Genomic DNA, 19,598 nt, shown 5'->3' with positions numbered 1-19,598 from the left:
ACGATCGATCAGCACCACGGAGGCGCACTATGACCGATATTGCCGAAAGACCCAGCCGAAGCCGGGCCGGCTGGCATCAGAAATTCGTCGTCGAGGAACGGTACGTCGAGCCGTCGGTTCGGCGGCGCTTCTACGCGCTCTCAGCCGTACTCATCGTCGTGGGAGCGGTCGCCTTCACAATCCTGCTCGTCGGCGTGCTGACCCACACCGGAGTCCAGCGGTTGGATGTGCCGGTAGAGCGTTGGTTCGATGCGCAGCGCTCCCAGGGATTGACCGGCTTCATGATCGCGATGGCGATCATCTTCGGTCCGGTCGCGCTGCCGATCATCGTCTTCGTCGTGTTGGTCGTCTGGGTCGTCGCCGCCCGGCATATCTGGCGACCGCTGCTGCTAGCGGCGGGAATGCTGACCGGAGTGGCCACGGCACTGGTGCTTGCGCCCATCATCAAGCATCCGCGACCACCGATCGGTCTGATGCTCTTCGGGCCCGACCACACTTACTCGTTCCCGTCCGGTCACGTGCTCGGCGTCGCCGACTTCTTTCTTCTGCTGACCTTCCTTCTCGCCAGCAGGATCCAGCGCCGCTGGTTCACCGTGACTGCGCTGACCGTCGCGATCGTGATGATCGCCATCCAGGTCTACAGCCGCCTTTACCTCGGCTACCACTGGTTCACCGACACGATGTCCTCCATCGCCCTGTCGATGATCATCGTCGGAATCGTGATCGCGATCGATACCGCCCGCACGGTCAGGATCCCTGGTGAAGAGGTGAATGGGGCGTACTCCACGCCCCAGACCGAGGGGACCTAGGCATAGGAACACAACCACGCGATCGTGCTCGCCGACTTCGTCGGCTCGCATTGACCGGGCGAGTCGAGATGTTTTTGCTTGCATTCACATCGCGTTGGTTATATGAAAAGCTCACCTCATGGGTCCGATCTTCTGGTGGAACTTCATGGTCATCGCCGCACCGGTTGTAATCGTCTCAGTCATCGCTTGGGCGACTTTGCGGGCTCGGCGACATCTGCGTCGGTGACTTGCCTCCGGCCGGGTATCGACGGAAGATTGCGGCAACGACAAAGGATGGACCATGGGCAGGATCACTGCGCGACGTCGCGTCACCCGCATCACCGTCGGCTCGCCTCCCGCGCGCCGCGAGGACGTATTGGCGGTCGAAGAGCCGCTCGAGATCCGGGTCGGCGGCACCGCGCTGGCCATCACGATGCGCACCCCGGGCCACGATTTCGAGCTCGCCGCCGGGTTCCTTGTCTCCGAGGGCGTCATCACGCGAAGCGAGCACTTCGGCGCCGCGCGGTATTGCGCGAGCGCGACACCCGACGGGGAGAACACCTACAACGTTCTCGATGTCACGCTGGGGCCCGGGGTCGCCGCGCCGGACCCGAGTCTCGAGCGCAACTTCTACACGACGAGTTCGTGTGGCCTGTGCGGCAAGGCCAGCATCGACGCGGTGCGCACGCTCTCGGCGTACCCGGTGCGTGACGACGACCTGCGCATCCCGGCCGAACTGCTCGTCACTCTTCCGGACCGGTTGCGCGCCGGCCAGGACGTCTTCGACAAGACGGGCGGCCTGCACGCCGCTGCGCTCTTCGACGGCGCGACCGGGAAGATGCTGGTGCTCCGCGAAGACGTGGGCCGTCACAACGCGGTCGACAAGGTGATCGGCTGGGCGGTCACGAACGACCGGCTGCCGCTGAGAGGCATGGTGCTGATGGTGTCGGGCCGCGCGAGTTTCGAGCTGGCCCAGAAGGCGTCGATGGCGGGCATCCCGGTGCTGGCCGCGGTGTCCGCGCCTTCGTCGCTCGCCGTCGAACTCGCGGCGGAGACCGGGATGACCGTGGTGGGCTTCCTGCGCGGCACGTCGATGGTCGTGTACAGCGGTGACGAACGCATCCGTGCGACCGAAAGAGAGACGGTGTCCGCACCGTGACCAAGAAGCCACTCGACGACGGATCGAGCTACCCCGACCTCACCGTCGGCCCCAGCAAGCACGACGCTGTCGGGCTGCCCGGCATCTACCATTCGATGGAGCCGGCGTTCGTCAAACTCGGGCCCGTGCGCACAGCGAAGCTCCTCACGTCGATCAACCAGAAGGACGGCTTCGACTGCATGAGCTGCGCCTGGCCTGACCCGGACAAGCGCAAAGCCCTCGAGTTCTGCGAGAACGGCGCGAAGGCCGTGACCTGGGAGGCGACTCCGGTCACCATCCCGACCAGTTTCTGGGCCGAGAACTCTCTCACCGACCTGCTCGACCAGTCGGAGTACTGGCTCGGTATGCAGGGCCGTCTGGTCGAGCCGGTCTACAAGCCGGCAGGCGAAGACCACTACCACCCGGTGACCTGGGAGCAGGCGCTCGAACTCGTCGCCGACACCCTGAACGGCCTCGACTCTCCCGATCGTGCGGCCTTCTACACCAGCGGTCGTACCGCGAACGAGACCGCGTTCCTGTACCAGTTGTTCGTGCGCGCGTTCGGCACCAACAACCTGCCGGACTGCTCGAACATGTGCCACGAGTCGACAGGCACCGCGCTCACCGAGACGATCGGCATCGGCAAGTCCACGATCGCGTACGACGACTTCGAGCACACCGACCTGATCATCATCATGGGCCAGAACCCGGGTACCAACCATCCCCGGATGCTCACCGCCCTCGAGGACGCGAAACGGTCCGGCGCTTCGATCGTGGCCGTGAATCCGCTGCCTGAGGCCGGCCTCATCCGTTACAAGAACCCGCAGACCGTACGCGGACTCGTCGGCCACGGCACCGCCCTGGCAGACCAGTTCCTGCAGATCCGGTCGGGCGGCGACATGGCTCTCCTGCAGGCCGTGGGCAAACGCGTGCTCGAGGCCGAAGAAGCGAATCCTGGCACTGTGCTCGACCACGAGTTCCTAGACACCTACACGCAGGGCCTCGACGAGCTGAAGGCGCACCTCGCGAACCTCGACGAGGCCGACGTGCTCACCGCCACCGGGCTGACCTCCGCCGAGATCGACGAACTCGCCGACCGCTACATCACGGCCGACCGCACCATCATCACCTGGGCGATGGGTCTCACGCAGCAGAAGAAAGCGGTCGAGACCCTGCGCGAGCTGATCAACCTGCTGCTCCTGCGGGGCAACATCGGCAAGCCGGGGGCCGGCGCCTCCCCGATCCGCGGCCACAGCAACGTTCAGGGTGACCGCACCATGGGCATCTGGGAGCAGATGCCCGACACCTTCCTCGATGCGCTCGAACGCGAGTTCGGGTTCAGCCCGCCCCGCAAGCACGGTACGGATGCCCTCCAGACCATCGAGGCCCTGCAGCGTGGCGACATCTCCGTCTTCATCGCGATGGGCGGCAACTTCGTCAGTGCGATCTCTGACACCGCGGCGGCCGAAGCCGCGATGCGCGGAACGGACCTCACCGTGCAGGTATCCACCAAGCTGAACCGGTCGCATGTGGTGACGGGCAAGGCGGCGCTGATCCTGCCGACCCTCGGCCGTACCGAGGTGGACATCCAGGAGACGGGCGCGCAGTTCGTCTCCGTCGAAGACAGCGTCTGTGCGGTGCACGGGTCGCACGGCCGCGTGCCGCCGGTGGCGCCGAACATGCTCTCCGAGGTCGCGATCGTGTGCCGGCTCGCGCAGGCCACGCTCGGCGACAGGGTCGGCATCGACTGGGCCGGCTTCGAAGGCGACTACGACCTCATCCGCGAGCACATCAGCCGTGTCGTGCCCGGATTCGAGAACTTCAACACGGACGTGCGCCGCATGGGCGGGTTCGTGCTGCCGAACGGACCGCGCGATTCCCGCACCTTCAACACGGCGACGGGCAAGGCGATGATCACCGTCAACCGGCTCGAGCCGATCGTGCGGCCCGAGGGGCGGCTCATCCTGCAGACGGTGCGCGCGCACGACCAGTTCAACACGACGATCTACAGTCTCAACGACCGGTATCGCGGCATCCGGAAGGGACGCGACGTCATCTTCGTGAACCCGGACGACATCGACGAGCTCGGCCTGACCGACGGACAGCGCGTCGACATCTACAGCGAATGGAAGGACGAGCCCGACCGCGTTCTGCGCAACTACCGGGTCGTGTCGTATCCGACGGCGAAGGGATGCGCTGCCGCCTACTACCCGGAGGCGAACGTGCTGATCCCGCTCGCGAGCGCCGCCGACCGCAGTAACACGCCGGTGTCGAAGGCGATCCTCGTGCGCCTCGAACCGGCCGGGTAGGGCGCCCGTGCACACGATCGGCCGGGGTGACGTGGATGCGGTCATCCTCGCGGGCGGCCGGGCGCGGCGCCTCGGTGGACGGGACAAGGGCGCGCTCGTCTTCGAGGGGCGCACCCTCGTCTCGCGTGCGCTCGCCGCGGTCTCGGCGGCTGGCAACAGCGTGGTCGTCGGCAACCCGGCTCCCGCGAGCGTTCCCTCCGGCGTGCGGGTCGTCAGGGAGGAGCCGGTCTTCTCGGGTCCGGCCAGCGCCGTCATGGCGGGGATCGATGCCCTGGCCGAGGCCGGGTCGACGGCCACCTGGGTGTTCGTGCTCGCCTGCGATGCTGTGCGTTCGGCCGAACTGACCGGCGCGCTCCTCGTCGGCGCTGAACGGCATCCGGAATCCGATGGAGTCGTGCCGGTCGACGGGGAATCCCGCCGGCAGATGCTGGTCGGGCTCTATCGCGTCGCGGCTCTGAGGGCTGCGCGCGACCGCATCGGCGACGTCGCCGACATCTCGATGAAGCGGCTGGTCGAGCCGCTGGCCCTGGTCGACCTCCCCGCGGGCCCCGACGCGTCGGAGGACGTCGACACGCCGGAGCAGGCTCGGGCGCTCGGCATCGAGCTGCCGCCGGTCCCGACGGTGCTGCCGCCTGCGCTGCTTACGCCGTCGGTCGCGGATGCGCGGCGCGCGGCACACGCGCTGGGTGCGGCGCGACCGACCCTGACCCTCCGCCTGCCGATCGAGTCCGCCGCAGGACTCACGCTTGCCGACGATGTCGCCGCAGCGACGGCGGTCCCCGCCTTCAACAACTCGGCGATGGACGGATGGGCTGTGGCCGGCCCCGGTCCATGGCGCCTGGGGGAGCCGATCCACGCCGGTGACGACATCGACGAATCGCCGCTGGAACCGGGCCGTGCGCATCACATCATGACCGGGGCCGAGGTGCCCCCCGGCACGTGGGCGGTCGTGCGGCTGGAAGACGGTGTCGTGGAGACCACGGCGAGCGGTGAGCGTGAGCTCTCGCTCCGGAGCGGCCACGGCGCACCCCGCGAAGGGCACCACATCCGGCCGCAGGGAGAGGAGGCAGCTCCGGGCGAGGTCGTGCTTCGTCGCGGTCAGGTCCTGACGCCGCCGCGGCTCGGGCTCGCCGCCGCGTGCGGACTCGACGAGATAGCGGTGCGGCGGGCGCCGACGGTTGATCTGGTCGTCGTCGGCGACGAAGTCGTCGCGACGGGCCCATCCGGCGACGGGAAGGTCCGCGACGCGCTCACCCCGCAGCTGGTGCCACTGATCGAGGGAGTGGGAGCGCGCAGCAACGGTGTCCGCCGGGTCGGGGATGTCGCTGAGGACATCCGCGCGTCCATCGATCGCAGCAGTGCCGACCTGGTCGTCGTCACCGGCGGAACGTCGATGGGCACGGCCGATCACACGCGGGCCGTGCTCGACGCCATGGGCGCGCGCCTCGTCATCGACGGGATCTCGACGCGACCGGGCCGGCCGGCGCTCGTCGCGGTGCTCGAACGCGGAACCCTGGTGATCTGCCTGCCCGGCAATCCTTTGGCGGCGATGCTGGCAGCGCTCGTGCTGCTGCAGCCGATGGTGGAAGGCATGCTCGGCCGCCCGGCGTCCGGCCTCGCAGCGGTTCGCCTCGCCGTCGAGGTACCGAATCCCCGGCCGGGTTCGCTGCTGGTGCCGTGCCGGATCGCCGAGAACGGTTCGGCCGAGCCGACCGGGTGGTCCGACTCCGGGATGGTGCGCGGCCTCGCGCTCGCAGACACCGTCGCGGTCGTGCCGCCCGGTGGTGTGACGCGCGACGCGCTCGTCGACGTGCTTCCCCTGATCTGGAGTCGAAAGGATTCCGTATGACCTCGCTCGAAGACTGGCTCGCGGCGCTCGCCGAGGAGCTCGGCTGCGACATCTCGCCCGACCTGATCCCCGCCATCCTCGACCTCGCCCGAGACGCCGCGCATGCCATCCAGCGTCCGGCGGCACCGCTCTCGGCGTATGTCGCGGGCTACGCCGCAGGTCTGGCGCGGGCGGACGATCGCGCGCAGGCCGTCATCCTGGAGCGCGGACGCCTGTTCGCCGAAGGTTGGGAGGAGGCCTGAGTCACGACGCGACGTACTGCTTCACCGCGGCGATGAGCTGGGTGACGCCCTGCTTCGCTTCGGCGAAATACATGCCGGTCTTCGGAAGACTGAAGAGGTCGTTCGGGATGCCCGCATAGCCGGGCGACATCGACCGCTTGAGCACGACCACCGATTTCGCGCGGTCGACGTCGAGGATGGGCATGCCGGACACCGGGTTCCCCGACCTGCGGGCGGCCGGGTTGGTCACGTCGTTCGCCCCGATCACGAGCGCCACGTCACAGCTCTCGAACGCCCGGTTGGCTTCGTCGAGCTGCAGCAGGTCGTCATACGGAACCGCGACTTCGGCGAGCAGCACGTTCATGTGCCCGGGCATCCGCCCCGCGACCGGATGGATGGCGTACTTCACATCGATTCCGTGCTGTTCGAGGAGCTGCGCCAGCTCGGCGACCTCGTGCTGCGCCTGGCTGGCGGCGAGACCGTACCCGGGCACGATGATCACGTGCTGCGCGTAGGCGAGCTGGATGGCGACGTCGTCGGCGCTGAGGCTGCGCACGTCGGCTGCCTCCTCGTCGGCCGAGGCCGCCGCGGCCGGCCCGGCGCCGAACCCGCCGACCAGGATGTTCGCCACCGACCGGTTCATCGCCGCGGCCATCTGCAGGGTCAGGATGGTTCCCGCGGCGCCCACGAGCGCGCCGGCGATGATCATGGCCTCGTTGCCGATCACGAACCCGGCCATCGCGACAGCGAGTCCGGTGAAGGCGTTGAGGAGTGAGACGACGACCGGAGCATCCGCCCCGCCGATCGGGAGCACCATCAGCACACCGAAGGCGAGGGCTGCGATGAGCAGTCCGATGACGGCGACCGGCGTGACGGGGAGCAGGATGGTCGCCAGGGCGGCCACGAGCGCGACGAGGATCGCGAGCACGTTGAGCAGGCGGGATCCGAAGAAGCGGATGCTCCGGCCTGACACGACGCCCTGCAGCTTTCCGGCTGCGATCAGGGAGCCGGAGAAGGTGACAGAGCCGATCAGCACGTCGAGCACGATCGGGATGGACACGCTCAGCGTCAACGGAACGGTCGCGGGCGCCTTCAGGATCTCGGCCAGCGCGATTGCGGCGGCCGCGCCGCCACCGACCGCGTTGAACAGGCTCACCAGCTGCGGGATGGCGGTCATCTTCACGCGCGTCGCCCCGAGCACGCCCGCCACACTTCCGATCGCGATGCCGACGGCCAGGACGATCCAGCCGGTCGGCGACCCGGAGCCGTTGATCGCGAGCACGAGGGTGGCGATGATCGCGACGGCCATTCCGGAGGCCGACAGGAGGTTGCCGCGCCGGGCGGTCGACGGTGTGCGCATGAGGTGCAGGCCGACGACGAATCCGACGGCGGCAGCCAGGTAGGCGAGACCGGTCCAGAGCTCGAGCGGTGTCACTTCGTGGGCTCCTTCGCCTCGACGGTGCGGGCGGGCCTCGGGGCGCGGAACATGCGCAGCATCCGGTCGGTCACCAGGTAGCCGCCGACCACGTTCGCTGCGGCGAAGGCTGAGGCGATGCCGGCAAGCAGGTAGCCGATGGGGGTGTCAGCGGCGGTCGCAGTGAGGATGGCACCGACGATCACGACGCCGTGGATGGCGTTCGCGCCCGACATCATCGGCGTGTGCAGCGTCGACGGGATCTTGCTGATCACCTCGAAGCCGACCAGCAGGGCCAGGACGAACACCGTGATGCCCGTGAACAGTTCGGTACTCACGAACGCACCTCCTCCGGTCGAGCTTCAAGGGATTCGTCGAGCCCCATCGCCTTGCGAATGGCAGCGCTGACGATCTCGTGGTCGTGGCACACGACGACGGTCCGCTGCAGCTCGTCGTCGAGGTCGGGTTCGAACGTTCCGTCGTGGGTCAGGGCCGCGATGAGTGCGTGGACGTTCTTCGCGAACATCCGCGACGCTGCAGTGGGAATGGTCATCGCGAGGTCGCTGCTGCCGATCACCGTGACACCGTTCGGCGTGACGATGCGCCGGCCGTCGACCGAGCCGTGGACGTTGCCGCCGAACGGGCCGCTCGCGAGGTCGACGCAGACGGAGCCGCGGGCCATCGATTCGAGCGTCTCCTGCGGCACCAGCACCGGCGGGCGCCTCCCGGGAACCTTCGCGGTGGTGATCACCACGTCGAAGCGGGTGATGAGCTGCGAGAGCTCCTGCTGTTGGGCGGCGAGCTCGTCGGCGGTCATGGCCCGTGCGTATCCGCCGGAACCGGCGCCTTCGGCAACCGACGAGGTGGCGAACGAGGCGCCGACCGACTCGACCTCTCCCCGGGATGCGGGGCGGACGTCGTAGCCGGTCACCACGGCGCCGAGGCGGCGGGCCGTGCTCAGCGCCTGGAGCCCGGCGACCCCGGCCCCGATGACGAGGATGCGGGCGGGGCGTGCCGTTCCGGCGGCGGTGATCATCATCGGGAAGAACCCGCCGAACGCCTCGGCGGCGACGATCGCGGCCCGGTAGCCGGCGGCCGCGGACTGCGAGCTCAGGGCATCCATCGACTGTGACCGACTCAGGGTGCGCGGCAGCAATTCGAACGCCGCGACCGTGACTCCCCGTCGGCAGAGCCCATCCAGCAGGTCGAGGTTCTGGAAAGGATCGAGCATCCCGACGAGACCCTGTCCCTCCCGAAGCGCCGACGTGACCTCGTCGTGAGGCCGGCGCACCGCCGCGAGGACGTCCAGGCGATCAAGCACGTCGGCCCGCGGTGCGACTGTGGCGCCGGCGGCCGAGTAGTCGGCATCCGCCCAGCCGGCGCGCTCCCCGGCACCGCTTTCGATCAGGACCCGGCGACCGTCGCGCAGGAACTCCGCGGCAACGTCGGGATCGAGTGCGACACGGTTCTCACCGGCGGCGGTCTCGCGGAGAACGCCGATGGTCAGGGCAGCCTGCGGATCTCCCGGAGGAGTGGGTGACAGCGACGTCATATGAGCAGCATAAGTCGCGGGCGCGCCTTCGTCGCGCATGCGCACCCAGCGACTCCTGCGCCGCCCCGGCTGCTACCAGGTGCCGAGGTCCGGCGCCTCACGACTCTGTCCGAAACGTTCTGTGCGACTCCGCGTGATTCCTGTCTGAACGGCGCGGCCCTCACTGACCTGCGGGGGCGCCCTTCAGTTCGATGCTGATCTGGTCGGCATCGAGATTGTCGAGCGCGCTGTTCAGGATCTCGGCGCTGAACGTCCCGTCGTCGCGCGCATCCAGGAGGGCGGTCCGCTGGGCTTCGATGATCTGGATGGTCAGCCGCTTGAGTGCGGCGAAGCTCGCGGGGGTGGGGAGGGCCGCGTCGACGGCGGTGTCGGTGGGGAGTTCGACGACCGGCGGATGGGCGGCCCGGATGTCGCGTTCGATGGTGGTGAGCAATTCGAGAAGGCGGCCGCGTTCCTCGGTCTCGGCTTCAGCATCCGGGCCCGCCGGCTTCAACCAGCCGACGACCAGGCTGAGCGTTCCGCCCTGGATCAGGAGCGACGACGCCGCGACGATGAACGCGACCAGCACGAGGAACGCCCGGTCCGGCGTCTGCTGGGGGAGTGTCTGTGCGGCGGCGACCGTGACCGCGCCGCGCATCCCGGCCCAGACGAGCACGCCGCCTTCCCGCCAGCCGAGCGGCGTCGCGAGCAGATAGTTGATATCGGCGAGCACCCGGCGCGTGTGCGTCTTGGCGCGTTCGATCTGCTCGGGCCCGGGCGCCGGGCGCGGTGAGCCCGGCCGGGCGACCAGTGTCTCGGGGCTGTCGAGCCGTTGCTGCATGACGTCGAGTCGCGGCTTCACTTTCTCGCTGCGCCGCGAACGCCTGCCCGCTCCGGCCAGGAGCAACGCGACATAGGCGGCCCGCACGACCAGGGTCAGCACGAACGCACCCAGCGCGATCACCAAGGCCGGCCCGAGCCCGTCGTCTTTGTACTGCACCTCGTTGATGATGGCGAACAGTTCCAGCCCCATCAGAAGGAAGATCGCGCCCTCGAAGACGAGTTCGACCGCGCGCCAGTTCTGGCTGTCGGAGAGGCGGTGCTGCGGCGGGAGGCGCCGGGCGGCGCCGTACCCGGTGACGAGGCCGGCGACGACGGCAGCGACGAGACCGGATGCGCCGAGCAGTTCGGCCGGGATGGAAGCCAGGAACGGCACGGTGAACGAGATGACCGTGTTGACCGTCGCATCCGGAACCTTCGACCGCACCCACAGGTTCAGGTGCCCGACGACGAAACCGAGGATCACGGCGACTGCGACGGCGTAGAAGAAGCTGCCGAGCACACCCCAGAACGAGATCGAGACCGCCGTGGCCGCGATCGCCGTGCGCAACAGCACGAGCGCGGTCGCGTCGTTCAGCAGGCTTTCGCCTTCGAGCACGGCGACGACCCGGCCACGGATGCCCAGCCGCTTCACGATCGACGTGGCCACCGCATCCGTCGGGCTGACGATCGCGCCGAGGGCGATCCCCCACCAGATGCTGAGCCCAGGAATCACCCAGGCGAAGAACAGGCCGAGTACGAACGACGAGATGACGACGAGCGCGACCGAGAGGCCACCGATCGCGTTGAACTCGCGGCGGAAGTTCATGGTCGGCATCGACACGGATGCCGAATAGAGCAAGGGCGGAAGGATGCCGGCGAGGATCAGCTCGGGGCTCACCTTCACGGGCGGCACGAACGGGAGCAGGCTGATCACGATGCCCAGGACGACCAGGATGATCGGGGCGGCGATGCGCAGGCGCGGAGCAAGAGCGGCTGCAGCCGCCACGACCAGCAGCCCCGCGACGCCGATGATCAGCGCTTCGATCGGCTCCCCCTCACCCCCGGGCGTACACGCGCACCCCACCTCGGATGGCACCCATACTAGTGAGCCTCGAGTGGGCTAGTGAGGCACTTTCAGGTCCGGGCGGCGGGGGAGGGGAGGGAGGCGACGATGACGGTGGGCTTCAGGAAGGTCAGGGTGGGGCCGGTGTGGGCTACGCACTCGAAGCCCAGGCGCTTCGCCAGGGCGATCGAGCGGATGTTGTCCTCGTCGATCACGGCGGTCACCCAGCGCGCGCCGAGGGTGCCGAAAACGAAGCCGAGCATCCCCTCTGCCGCTTCGGTCGCGTAGCCCCGGCCGCCGAAGCGCGAGAGTTCGAGCCAGCCCAGCTCGGCGGAACGCGTCTCGGGCGCGACCGTGCGCAGGTGCACCGAGACGTCGCCGATGACTTCGCCGTCGAGTTCGACCGCAAGCGCGAGGAAGTCGCCGGACTGCAGCAGCATCGTGTGCCGGGTGCGGTCACGCAGGTGTGCGAGCGCGTGATGCTGGTCGCGCTCGGGCCAGTGCAGGTTGCGCCGGATGCTCGGGTCGGCTTCGATCGCGAGCCACGCATCCGCATCGTCCATCCGGTGCGGACGCAGCACGAGACGGGGAGTGCGGATCACGGGAGCAACGACCGGGGCGTCGAGGGCCGCGCCCCGCAGGAGTCGAGGCCGATGCAGTCCGGAGATCATCATGTGCGGCCGCCCTTCCCAGTCGACGTCCCCCCCATGGTGGGTGCCGAAGCCTGCGGAAAGTGAGGTCGCAGCTATGCGCACCCTGTGTGAGCGTGCGCGAGGGATGAGAGATCTCGAAGGTGGCCGGAACACCTACCTCGGCGACGCCTACCGGGTCGAGGCCGACCTCTACCGAACGCGGGTCTGAGCCGCGCTATCGTAGCCCCGTGAGTGTCGTCGTGGTCGGGAGCGCCAACCTCGACCTCATCTATCGTGTCGAGCGGATCCCGGCGGCGGGGGAGACCATCCTCGCGACCGCGTCGGACACGGCGCCGGGCGGCAAAGGCAACAACCAGGTGACGGCTGCGGCCCGGGCGGGCGCCGACGCATCCTTCATCGCCGCGCTCGGCACGGATGCCGCCGGCGACCGCCTCGAAGCGAGCCTCGTCGAGAGCGGGGTCGCACTGCACCTGCGGCGGGTGGGCGCGCCCACCGGCACCGCGCTCATCACAGTGGATGACCGGGGCGAGAACGCGATCGTGGTCGACTCGGGCGCGAACGGGATGCTCACGGAGCTGACCGTTGAGGAACGCGCAGTGATCGCAGGCGCACGCGTTCTGCTCCTGCAACTGGAGACGCCCATGGCGACGGTGGCCGACGCCGCGGCGGTTGCACGATCGGCCGGCACGACCGTTGTGCTGAATGCGGCGCCCATCCGTTACCTGCCGCGGGAGCTCCTGGATGACGTCGACGTGCTCGTCGTGAACGACCAGGAGGCCGCCCACCTGGCGGCCGACCTCCGCCAGGCGGGGCGGGTCGACGCAGACGAACATGCCCTTGCAGCCGTGCTCGGCGAACTCGGGCTGGCGGTGATCATCACGCTCGGCGCCCGCGGTGCGCTCGTCAGCGTGCCCGGGAGTGGCGACGCGCTCGTCGCCGGACTGCCCGTGGATGCCGTCGACACGACGGGCGCGGGCGACACCTTCTGCGGGGCTCTTGTCGCCGAACTCGAACGCGCGGGAAGTTCGTCGATCGACCTCGCTCTGCTCGTGCGGTGTGCGGAGTTCGCTACGGCGGCTGCGGCGCTGTCGGTTCAGCGCGCGGGAGCCGTACCGTCCATCCCGACTCTCGCCGAGATACGGGCCTTCCGCTCGACCCTCTGACCCACTCCTGCCCGCCTCGACTGAGTGTGACGCTGTGTATCGGGAGACCTGTACCGAGGGTGCAGTGGCCACCTATCATCTCCGGATGGGCGTCGACGGATTGGGGACAGAGCCCCCGCTGACGAGCGAACTGGCCTTCGGGCGTCGCTGGTCGATCCGGCTTCGCGTGGGTGCCCGGTCGAATGTCATCTTTGGAATTCTGGCGCTGCTCGTCGCTGTCGTCGCGGCCACCATCCTGGCCGTCTCCTTCGCCGCGGCAGACCTGCCGAGCCCCACGTCGATCGACGGCGTCCGAGCCGGTCTGCTTCTCGCCGTGGCCCTCGGAGCGGTCGGCGTCGCAGCGGCCTGGCGGCTCTGGCGCGTCGTCACCCGCGACGGTCGCTGGCTGCCGGTGTCTCCGATCCTGCCCGCCATCGTCGAAGACGGCGGACAGGCCGTCATCGAGAAATACGCGGGCGAGTGCCCGGAGTGCGGGTCGAAACTGCGCTTCTACAACAGGCCGGTGCGGTGGCATTTCGAACCGGATGAGGCGGGGCGCCATGCGGTCGTCGACGAGCGGTCGCCGTCGGCGGAGTGCCGACGCGACCAGCGTCATTGGTGGGCGATCGGGCGCTAGGCGGTCGCGGCCTGCAACCGCACGGCCTGCGAATAGCGGTCGATCACGAGGTCGACGAGTTCCGCCGGGGGAGGCCCGTCTGCGCTAAGGAGCGGAGCGGTGACCAGCTCGGCATCCGCTGCAGCCGCGAGTCGCGCGAAAAACCCGGGTGCCAGCAGGTACGTGGCGACCGCGATCCGCCGGCCGGGATGCGCCCCCCGCGCCGTCGAGATCGCAGCATCGAGTCGCGGTTCTGCCGAAGCGAGGAATCCGACCGTGACGTCGGTGCCGAGCCGACGGCCCAGAGCCGCGGCGACTTCGGCACAGTCGGCGACCGCATCCGGGTCGCTCGATCCTGCGGCTGCGAGCACGACCTGGTCTGTGCTGCGGAGCCCGGCCTCCCGGAGGCGGAGCGCGAGCAGGTCGACGAGGCGGTCATCCGGGCCCAGTGCCGGGGTGACCACCGTCCGCCGTGGCGCGACGCTCAGCGCGGCCTCGGTGACGTCGACGCGCACGTGGTAGCCGGTCGACAGGAGCAGGGGAACGATGACGAGGGGCGCTTCGCCCGGTGCGATCGCCAGCGTGGCCGGGACATCCGGCTGCTGAACGTCGACGAAGCAGTCGAGGACGGGCACGTCGACCCGCGCAGCGACAGCGTCGACGAGTGCGCGGATGGCGCCCTGGCCGACCGGATCGCCGGTACCGTGCGAGGGGAGCACGAGCACCGATTCGGCGGCGGTCATCCGGTCACCCCGATCCGGGTCCGCCCCGCGACGAGGTCGGCGACCAGGGCCGCGGCCGTTCGCGCGCCGGCGCCCGCCGCAACGATCAGCTGCTGCGGGCCCGGTGGGACGAGGTCGCCGGCCGCGTACACCCCGGGAATGCTCGTGCGGCCCTCGACGTCGGCAACGACAAAGCCGTCGGCATCGATGGCGGGCAGGTCGTCGAGAAAGGCGATCGGCGCATCCCAGACGGGTCGGATGAACCCGCCGTCGACGGGCACCGACGTTCCGTCGACCAGTCGCACCGCCGCGACCTGGCCGCGAGGGCCCTCGAGGCCGGCGATCGGTGTGCGAACGACCCGGATTCCGCGGGCGTCGAGCCGGGCCTCGTCATCCGCCGCGAGCGCACCGACACCGTTGGTGAAGACGGTCAGCTCGGTGGTCCAGCGCGACAGGTGGAGGGCGCGCGCACCCAGGTCGGCGGTCTCGCCGATCAGGGCGAGCGGCCGGTCCCGGAGCTCCCAGCCGTCGCAGGCGACGCAGCTGAAGACGCTCATCCCGTAGAAGGAGCGCACACCCTCGATCTCGGGCAGTGTCTCGCGCAGCCCGGTCGCGAGGAGCACCGTGCGTGCGGCAAGCCGCCGCGTGTCGCCCGGAGCACGCGACGACACCTCGACGACGAACGGATGCGCCTCCGCGCCGTCACGCGCAACTTGCGCCACCCGCGTCACCGTCGCGCGCTCGTGGATACGGATGTGCGGATACTCGCGCAGCTCGGCGACACCGAGCTTGCGCAGTTCGTGGGGCGGTATGCCATCCCGGCTCAGGAATCCGTGGGAGCGCAGGGTCGCCGCATTGCGCGGCCGGCCGGTGTCGACGAGTGCGACGGTCGCCACGGCGCGCGCAAGGTTCAGCGTTGCGGAGAGCCCCGCCGGGCCTCCGCCGATGACGACGCAGTCGACGATGTCATCCGGAACCGTCTCATCGCTCATGCGAAGTCTCCAGATAGGTCACGACAGTGCCAGAGCCTCGTCACGCGAAATGGCGACCTGCTCGTCCCGGGGCACGACTTTCACCCGTTCGCGCTCGACATCGAGGAGCGTCGTGCTGCCGAGGAAGCGCTCGTGGGCATCCAAACGCAGCCAGCCGTCCCACGTCGTGAACGGAACGCCGCGCGATTCGAGCAGGCCGAGGATGTCGTCGGCCGACGGCTCGGACGTCGCCACCAGCGTGTCCAGGTCTTCGACCAGGTTCTCGATGGTCTCGGTGGCATCGCTCTTGGTGTGGCCGATCAGGCCGACCGGTCCGCGCTTGATCCAGCCGGTCGCGTAGAGCCCGGGCGCTCGGGTGCCGTCCGCGTCGAGCACGCGGCCCCCGTCGTTCGGGATGGTTCCCGTCGCGGGCGCGAAGGGTACGTCGTTGACAGGGGAACCGTAGTAACCGACCGCCCGGTAGACCGCGGCGACCGGGTATTCGTGCACGATACCGGTGCCGGTGACCCGACCGTCGGCATCGACGACGGTGCGCTCGAACCGCAGGGCCTCGACGCGCTGGTCGCCGATGATGTCGAGCGGCTTGTGGAAGAAGTGGAGGTGCAGCCGCCGGCTCGCGGCGCCCACTTCGCGCTCACGCCAGCTCGCGAAGATGCGGGCGATCACCTTGGACTGGTTGGTCGGCTTCACGCCTTCCGCGGGAGCCGCGACCGTGTCCTCCGCGAAGTCGGCGTCATCCAGAATGATGTCGACGTCGCGGAGCTCCCCGAGCTCCCGCAACTCGATCGGCGTGAACTTCACGTCGCCGGGTCCGCGACGTCCGAAGACGTGAACGTCGGTGACGGCCGAGTCCGTCAACCCGGCGACCACGTTGTCCGGGATCTCCGTGGTCAGCAGGTCCTTTGGGTGCTTGGCCAGGATGCGAGCGACGTCGAGTGCTACGTTGCCGTTGCCGATCACCGCGACCTGCGCGGCGTCGAGCGTCCAGTCCCGGGGCACATCCGGATGCCCGTCGTACCACGAGACGAAGTCGGCCGCTCCGTAGGAGCCCGCCAGCTCGACGCCCGGGATGTCGAGGTCGGCGTCGCGGATCGCCCCGGTCGCGAAGATGACCGCGTGGTAGTACGCGCGCAGGTCGGCGACGCTCACGTCGGCCCCCACCTCGACGTTGCCGATGAACCGGATGGCGCCCCCGTCGAGCATCTCGTGCAGCGAGGTGACGATGCCCTTGATGCGGGGGTGATCGGGTGCGACCCCGTAACGGATGAGCCCGTACGGCGCGGGGAGGGATTCGAAGAGGTCGATCGCCACTCCGGGTACGCGGTTCGCAAGGATGCTCCCGGCGTAGATTCCGGCGGGTCCTGCGCCGACGATGGCGACGCGGATCGGTCGGTTCATTCAGAGGCCTTTCGTCAGGGTGTCGATGAGTTCGCGGTGGTCGGCGGTGGAACCGTGAGCGTGGTGCCCGAGCGCGACCACGTCGCCGACGACGACGACGGCCGGTGAGCGCACGGCGGTCTCCTCAGCCTGCCGGCCGATGCTCGCGAGTGTGCCGACCGTGACGCGTTCGCCCGCACCGTAGGCGTCTTCGATGATGGCCACCGGGCAGTCGGCGCCGCGCGTGCCCGCAGCGAGCGTCGCCGCGGATCGCGCCAGGCCGGAGACACCCATCAGCAGAACGACGGTGTGGTCGCGGCCGCCCGGCAGGTCGGCGAGCTGGTCGTGGCCGGTCACGACCGTGAAGCCTGCGGCGACGCCGCGATGCGTGACCGGGATGCCCGCCACCGCCGGCGCGGAGATCGCGCTGGTGACGCCGGGCACCACCTGGACGGGCACGCCTGCGGTGCGGCAGAGGTCGAGTTCCTCGCCCCCGCGACCGAGCACGTACGGGTCGCCGCCCTTCAGGCGCAGCACGCGCTGCCCAGCCTTCGCGTATCGCACGAGGATCGCGTTGATCTCGTCCTGCGGCACCGGATGGTGGCCGGGCAGTTTGCCGACGTCGATCACGGTCACGCGGTCGGAGAGACCGGCGAGCAAGGTGCGCGGGCCGAGACGGTCGGCGACCACGACATCCGCCTGCGCGAGAAGATCGCGTCCCCGGACGGTGATGAGGTCGGGGTCGCCCGGGCCTCCGCCGACGAGGGCGACGGAGCCGGCAGGGAAGTCGACGCGGCGCGGCTGCTTCGAGGCGGCGGGGATGGCCGCGAACGGCGAGATCGTGCCGTCGTCGATGGCCGCGGCCACCGCATCCCGTACCGCTGTCGCGCGTCGCGGGTCGCCGCCTGCCGCGACGGCGACGGTGACACCCTGGCGCCGGGTGACGGCCGGCACCCAGGCGGCCGAAGCCTCGTGGTCGGATGCGTCGACGCACCACACGCGGGCCGTGTCGGCATCCGCACGAACCGCCTCGTCGACCGCGCGGTCACCGGTCGCCGTGTGCACGAGCCACTTCCCGTCGAGGTCGCCCTGCTGATACCCGCGTACGAGCCAGGTGACGGCACCCGAGCGGATGAGGTCGGCGAGTTCGGCGCACACCACAGGTGCGACGACAGTAACGATGGCGTCGGCGACGATGAGACCGGATGCCCGGCGAGCGGCGACCGGGCCCCCGCCGACGACGAGCGCCTCGCGTCCGGCGAGCCGGAGCGTGAGCGGATAGAGGGGCTGGGTGGTGTTCATCGGGATCCCGTCGGTCGAAGTCCGCGCCGGCTGAGCAGGCCGCGTTCGATGGGTGCGAAGACGAGGAGTTCGACGACGACGCCGATCACCAGGATCGTCAGCACGGTGGCGAGCACAGACGCGATGTCGGCGAGGTCGCGGCTCTGCTGAAGCATGGAGCCCAGGCCGAATCCCATCGATCCGCCGGTTGCGATGATCTCGGCGGCCATGAGCGAGCGCCACGAGAACGCCCACCCCTGCTTGAGGCCGCCGAAGTAGCCGGGAAGGGCGGCAGGGAGCATGACCTTCGTCGAAAGCTGCCGGCGGGACGCGCCGAGTACCAGTCCGACCCGGCGCAGCGCCGGCGGCACCTGGTCGACGCCGGCGAGCAGCCCGTTCACGATCGAAGGGATGGCGCCCATCAGCACGACGAAGTACACCGCGCCGTCGCTGAGCCCGAACCAGAGGATCGCAGCCGGCACCCAGGCGACCGACGGCAGCACCTGGAGGCCGGAGATGATCGGCCCGAACGCACGGCGCAGCGGCGCGAGCTCGGCGAGCAGCAGGCCGATCGGGGTGGCGACGATGATCGCGATGACGAAGCCGGTCGCCCCGCGGGTGAGGCTGGTGGTGACGGCGAGCTGGAGCTGGCCGGAGTTCCAGGCGGTGGCGAACGCGGCGGCGACATCCGCAGGACCGGGCACGATGTCGGGCCGCGGGTGGGCGACGACGATGTAGACCTGCCAGGCCGCGACGAGAGCGACCAGCAGGGTCAGCGTCGGAACCGTGGCGCGCAGGACGCGACGGAACGTGCCGCGCGGGTGCGCATCCACCGCCTGCAGCGCATCGAGTCCGGACTCGACACTCCGCAGGTCGTCGGCATGGGCGTCCCGCTCCCGCAGGTCCACGGATTCGGAGAGCTTCACGGTGTCAGGCAGCATTGGCCCGGATCCCCTGTCGCAGCCGGCCTGTGATGTCGGCTTGCAGGTCGGCGAGGTCACCCGCCGTCATCGTTGCGCGCGTCGCCCGGTCGATCGACCACTCGGCGGCGATGCGCCCCGGTCGCGAGCCGAGCAGGATGATGCGGTCACCCAGGCGGATCGCTTCACCGACGTTGTGGGTGACGAAGACGATGGTGCGGTTGGTCTCCAGCCAGATCCGCTCCAGTTCGGCGTGGAGAAGGTCGCGCGTGATGGCGTCGACGGCGGCGAAGGGCTCGTCCATCAGCAGCACAGGGCGGTCCTGGGCGAGAGCGCGGGCGAGGGCGACGCGCTGGCGCATCCCGCCCGAGAGCTGGTGCGGGCGCTTGTCGGCGGCCGGTGCGAGGTTCACGAGATCGAGGAGATCCAGGGCCTGCGCCCGCCGGTCGGCCGCGGCGACCCCGCGCAGCTCGAGCGCGAACTCGACGTTGCGGCGCGCGGTCAGCCAGGGCAGCAGGGCCGACTCCTGGAACATCATCGCGGCCTGCCCGCCGGCGACATCGACGGTGCCGGCGGTCGGCGCCTCGAGGCCCGCCACAACACTGAGCAGGGTCGACTTACCGCAACCGGATGCGCCGACCAGGCACACGAACTCACCCGCGGCCACGTCGAGCGAGACGTCCTCGAGCACGAGCGGGGCGCCCGGCGCGTAACGCTTCGACAGGTGGCCGATCCGGATTGCGGCGTCGACGGTCATGCC

Annotated in this window: 18 protein-coding genes; 7 read left to right on the top strand and 11 right to left on the bottom strand. The window is 69.6% G+C overall.

Annotation, left to right across the window (positions count from 1 at the left end; genetic code table 11):
- Positions 1–29 precede the first annotated feature (29 nt).
- The 5 genes from ACPPVQ_RS17185 to ACPPVQ_RS17165 all read left to right on the top strand — a co-directional run bounded on the left by ACPPVQ_RS17185 (position 30) and on the right by ACPPVQ_RS17165 (position 6,326).
- Positions 30–809, top strand: a complete 780-nt coding sequence (locus ACPPVQ_RS17185; RefSeq protein ID WP_426516346.1) for a phosphatase PAP2 family protein — start codon at positions 30–32, stop codon at positions 807–809.
- Between the two features lie 280 nt (positions 810–1,089).
- Positions 1,090–1,947 (top strand): formate dehydrogenase accessory sulfurtransferase FdhD, encoded by an 858-nt coding sequence (gene fdhD, locus ACPPVQ_RS17180; protein WP_426516345.1) that lies wholly within the window; start codon positions 1,090–1,092, stop codon positions 1,945–1,947.
- Positions 1,944–4,235: an FdhF/YdeP family oxidoreductase gene (locus tag ACPPVQ_RS17175; protein WP_426516344.1), complete on the top strand. Its 2,292-nt coding sequence runs from the start codon at positions 1,944–1,946 to the stop codon at positions 4,233–4,235. The genes fdhD and ACPPVQ_RS17175 overlap by 4 nt, the downstream gene beginning before the upstream one ends.
- Positions 4,236–4,242: 7 nt before the next feature.
- Positions 4,243–6,084, top strand: a complete 1,842-nt coding sequence (locus tag ACPPVQ_RS17170; RefSeq protein WP_426516343.1) for an NTP transferase domain-containing protein — start codon at positions 4,243–4,245, stop codon at positions 6,082–6,084.
- Positions 6,081–6,326: a DUF6457 domain-containing protein gene (locus ACPPVQ_RS17165; protein WP_426516342.1), complete on the top strand. Its 246-nt coding sequence runs from the start codon at positions 6,081–6,083 to the stop codon at positions 6,324–6,326. The genes ACPPVQ_RS17170 and ACPPVQ_RS17165 overlap by 4 nt, the downstream gene beginning before the upstream one ends.
- A 1-nt stretch (position 6,327) precedes the next feature.
- On the opposite strand, the gene ACPPVQ_RS17160 is transcribed toward ACPPVQ_RS17165, so the two are convergent.
- The 5 genes from ACPPVQ_RS17160 to ACPPVQ_RS17140 form a co-directional block, all read right to left on the bottom strand.
- Positions 6,328–7,740 (bottom strand): NAD(P)(+) transhydrogenase (Re/Si-specific) subunit beta, encoded by a 1,413-nt coding sequence (locus tag ACPPVQ_RS17160; protein WP_426516341.1) that lies wholly within the window; start codon positions 7,738–7,740, stop codon positions 6,328–6,330.
- Positions 7,737–8,057 (bottom strand): NAD(P) transhydrogenase subunit alpha, encoded by a 321-nt coding sequence (locus ACPPVQ_RS17155; RefSeq protein WP_426516340.1) that lies wholly within the window; start codon positions 8,055–8,057, stop codon positions 7,737–7,739. The genes ACPPVQ_RS17160 and ACPPVQ_RS17155 overlap by 4 nt, the downstream gene beginning before the upstream one ends.
- Positions 8,054–9,271, bottom strand: coding sequence for an NAD(P) transhydrogenase subunit alpha (locus ACPPVQ_RS17150; RefSeq protein ID WP_426516339.1), 1,218 nt, complete (start codon positions 9,269–9,271; stop codon positions 8,054–8,056). Before ACPPVQ_RS17150 ends, ACPPVQ_RS17155 begins: the two co-directional genes overlap by 4 nt.
- A 160-nt stretch (positions 9,272–9,431) precedes the next feature.
- A complete protein-coding gene (locus tag ACPPVQ_RS17145; RefSeq protein ID WP_426516338.1) occupies positions 9,432–11,168 on the bottom strand; it encodes a cation:proton antiporter in 1,737 nt (578 codons plus the stop codon).
- A 38-nt stretch (positions 11,169–11,206) separates the two neighbouring features.
- A complete protein-coding gene (locus ACPPVQ_RS17140) occupies positions 11,207–11,809 on the bottom strand; it encodes a GNAT family N-acetyltransferase (RefSeq protein WP_426516337.1) in 603 nt (200 codons plus the stop codon).
- A 206-nt stretch (positions 11,810–12,015) separates the two neighbouring features.
- On the opposite strand from ACPPVQ_RS17140, the gene ACPPVQ_RS17135 reads away from it, so the two are divergent.
- Together ACPPVQ_RS17135 and ACPPVQ_RS17130 are read left to right on the top strand one after the other, a co-directional pair.
- Positions 12,016–12,951 (top strand): ribokinase, encoded by a 936-nt coding sequence (locus ACPPVQ_RS17135; protein WP_426516336.1) that lies wholly within the window; start codon positions 12,016–12,018, stop codon positions 12,949–12,951.
- An 85-nt stretch (positions 12,952–13,036) separates the two neighbouring features.
- Positions 13,037–13,567, top strand: a complete 531-nt coding sequence (locus tag ACPPVQ_RS17130) for a hypothetical protein (protein WP_426516335.1) — start codon at positions 13,037–13,039, stop codon at positions 13,565–13,567.
- Here the strand turns inward: ACPPVQ_RS17130 and ACPPVQ_RS17125 are convergent.
- The 6 genes from ACPPVQ_RS17125 to ACPPVQ_RS17100 are packed head-to-tail and all read right to left on the bottom strand — an operon-like array spanning position 13,564 to position 19,595.
- Positions 13,564–14,289 (bottom strand): sirohydrochlorin chelatase, encoded by a 726-nt coding sequence (locus ACPPVQ_RS17125; protein ID WP_426516334.1) that lies wholly within the window; start codon positions 14,287–14,289, stop codon positions 13,564–13,566. The two genes, ACPPVQ_RS17130 and ACPPVQ_RS17125, sit on opposite strands and share 4 nt — an antisense overlap.
- Positions 14,286–15,260, bottom strand: coding sequence for an NAD(P)/FAD-dependent oxidoreductase (locus ACPPVQ_RS17120; protein ID WP_426516333.1), 975 nt, complete (start codon positions 15,258–15,260; stop codon positions 14,286–14,288). The genes ACPPVQ_RS17125 and ACPPVQ_RS17120 overlap by 4 nt, the downstream gene beginning before the upstream one ends.
- An 18-nt stretch (positions 15,261–15,278) precedes the next feature.
- The gene (locus tag ACPPVQ_RS17115) at positions 15,279–16,658 is read right to left on the bottom strand and encodes an FAD-dependent oxidoreductase (RefSeq protein WP_426516332.1); all 1,380 of its coding nucleotides are present in this window, start codon (positions 16,656–16,658) and stop codon (positions 15,279–15,281) included.
- Entirely contained in the window at positions 16,659–17,939 is a 1,281-nt protein-coding gene (cobA, locus tag ACPPVQ_RS17110) for a uroporphyrinogen-III C-methyltransferase (RefSeq protein ID WP_426516331.1), read from the bottom strand.
- The gene (locus ACPPVQ_RS17105) at positions 17,936–18,859 is read right to left on the bottom strand and encodes an ABC transporter permease (protein WP_426516330.1); all 924 of its coding nucleotides are present in this window, start codon (positions 18,857–18,859) and stop codon (positions 17,936–17,938) included. The genes cobA and ACPPVQ_RS17105 overlap by 4 nt, the downstream gene beginning before the upstream one ends.
- Entirely contained in the window at positions 18,849–19,595 is a 747-nt protein-coding gene (locus tag ACPPVQ_RS17100) for an ABC transporter ATP-binding protein (RefSeq protein WP_426516329.1), read from the bottom strand. The genes ACPPVQ_RS17105 and ACPPVQ_RS17100 overlap by 11 nt, the downstream gene beginning before the upstream one ends.
- Positions 19,596–19,598 lie beyond the last annotated feature (3 nt).

It is taken from the genome of Leifsonia sp. McL0618 (genome assembly GCF_049994905.1).
Lineage (GTDB): Bacteria > Actinomycetota > Actinomycetes > Actinomycetales > Microbacteriaceae > Diaminobutyricibacter.
Note: the sequence above shows the minus strand (reverse complement) of the source record. Positions and strands in the feature narration are given on the sequence as shown.

Coding starts and splice junctions, on each gene's coding strand:
- ACPPVQ_RS17185 (WP_426516346.1), top strand. CDS start 30: ATGACCGATATTGCCGAAAGACCCAGCCGAAGCCGGGCCGGCTGGCAT.
- fdhD (WP_426516345.1), top strand. CDS start 1,090: ATGGGCAGGATCACTGCGCGACGTCGCGTCACCCGCATCACCGTCGGC.
- ACPPVQ_RS17165 (WP_426516342.1), top strand. CDS start 6,081: ATGACCTCGCTCGAAGACTGGCTCGCGGCGCTCGCCGAGGAGCTCGGC.
- ACPPVQ_RS17150 (WP_426516339.1), bottom strand. CDS start 9,271: ATGACGTCGCTGTCACCCACTCCTCCGGGAGATCCGCAGGCTGCCCTG.
- ACPPVQ_RS17140 (WP_426516337.1), bottom strand. CDS start 11,809: ATGATGATCTCCGGACTGCATCGGCCTCGACTCCTGCGGGGCGCGGCC.
- ACPPVQ_RS17130 (WP_426516335.1), top strand. CDS start 13,037: ATGGGCGTCGACGGATTGGGGACAGAGCCCCCGCTGACGAGCGAACTG.
- ACPPVQ_RS17125 (WP_426516334.1), bottom strand. CDS start 14,289: ATGACCGCCGCCGAATCGGTGCTCGTGCTCCCCTCGCACGGTACCGGC.
- ACPPVQ_RS17120 (WP_426516333.1), bottom strand. CDS start 15,260: ATGAGCGATGAGACGGTTCCGGATGACATCGTCGACTGCGTCGTCATC.
- ACPPVQ_RS17115 (WP_426516332.1), bottom strand. CDS start 16,658: ATGAACCGACCGATCCGCGTCGCCATCGTCGGCGCAGGACCCGCCGGA.
- cobA (WP_426516331.1), bottom strand. CDS start 17,939: ATGAACACCACCCAGCCCCTCTATCCGCTCACGCTCCGGCTCGCCGGA.
- ACPPVQ_RS17105 (WP_426516330.1), bottom strand. CDS start 18,859: ATGCTGCCTGACACCGTGAAGCTCTCCGAATCCGTGGACCTGCGGGAG.
- ACPPVQ_RS17100 (WP_426516329.1), bottom strand. CDS start 19,595: ATGACCGTCGACGCCGCAATCCGGATCGGCCACCTGTCGAAGCGTTAC.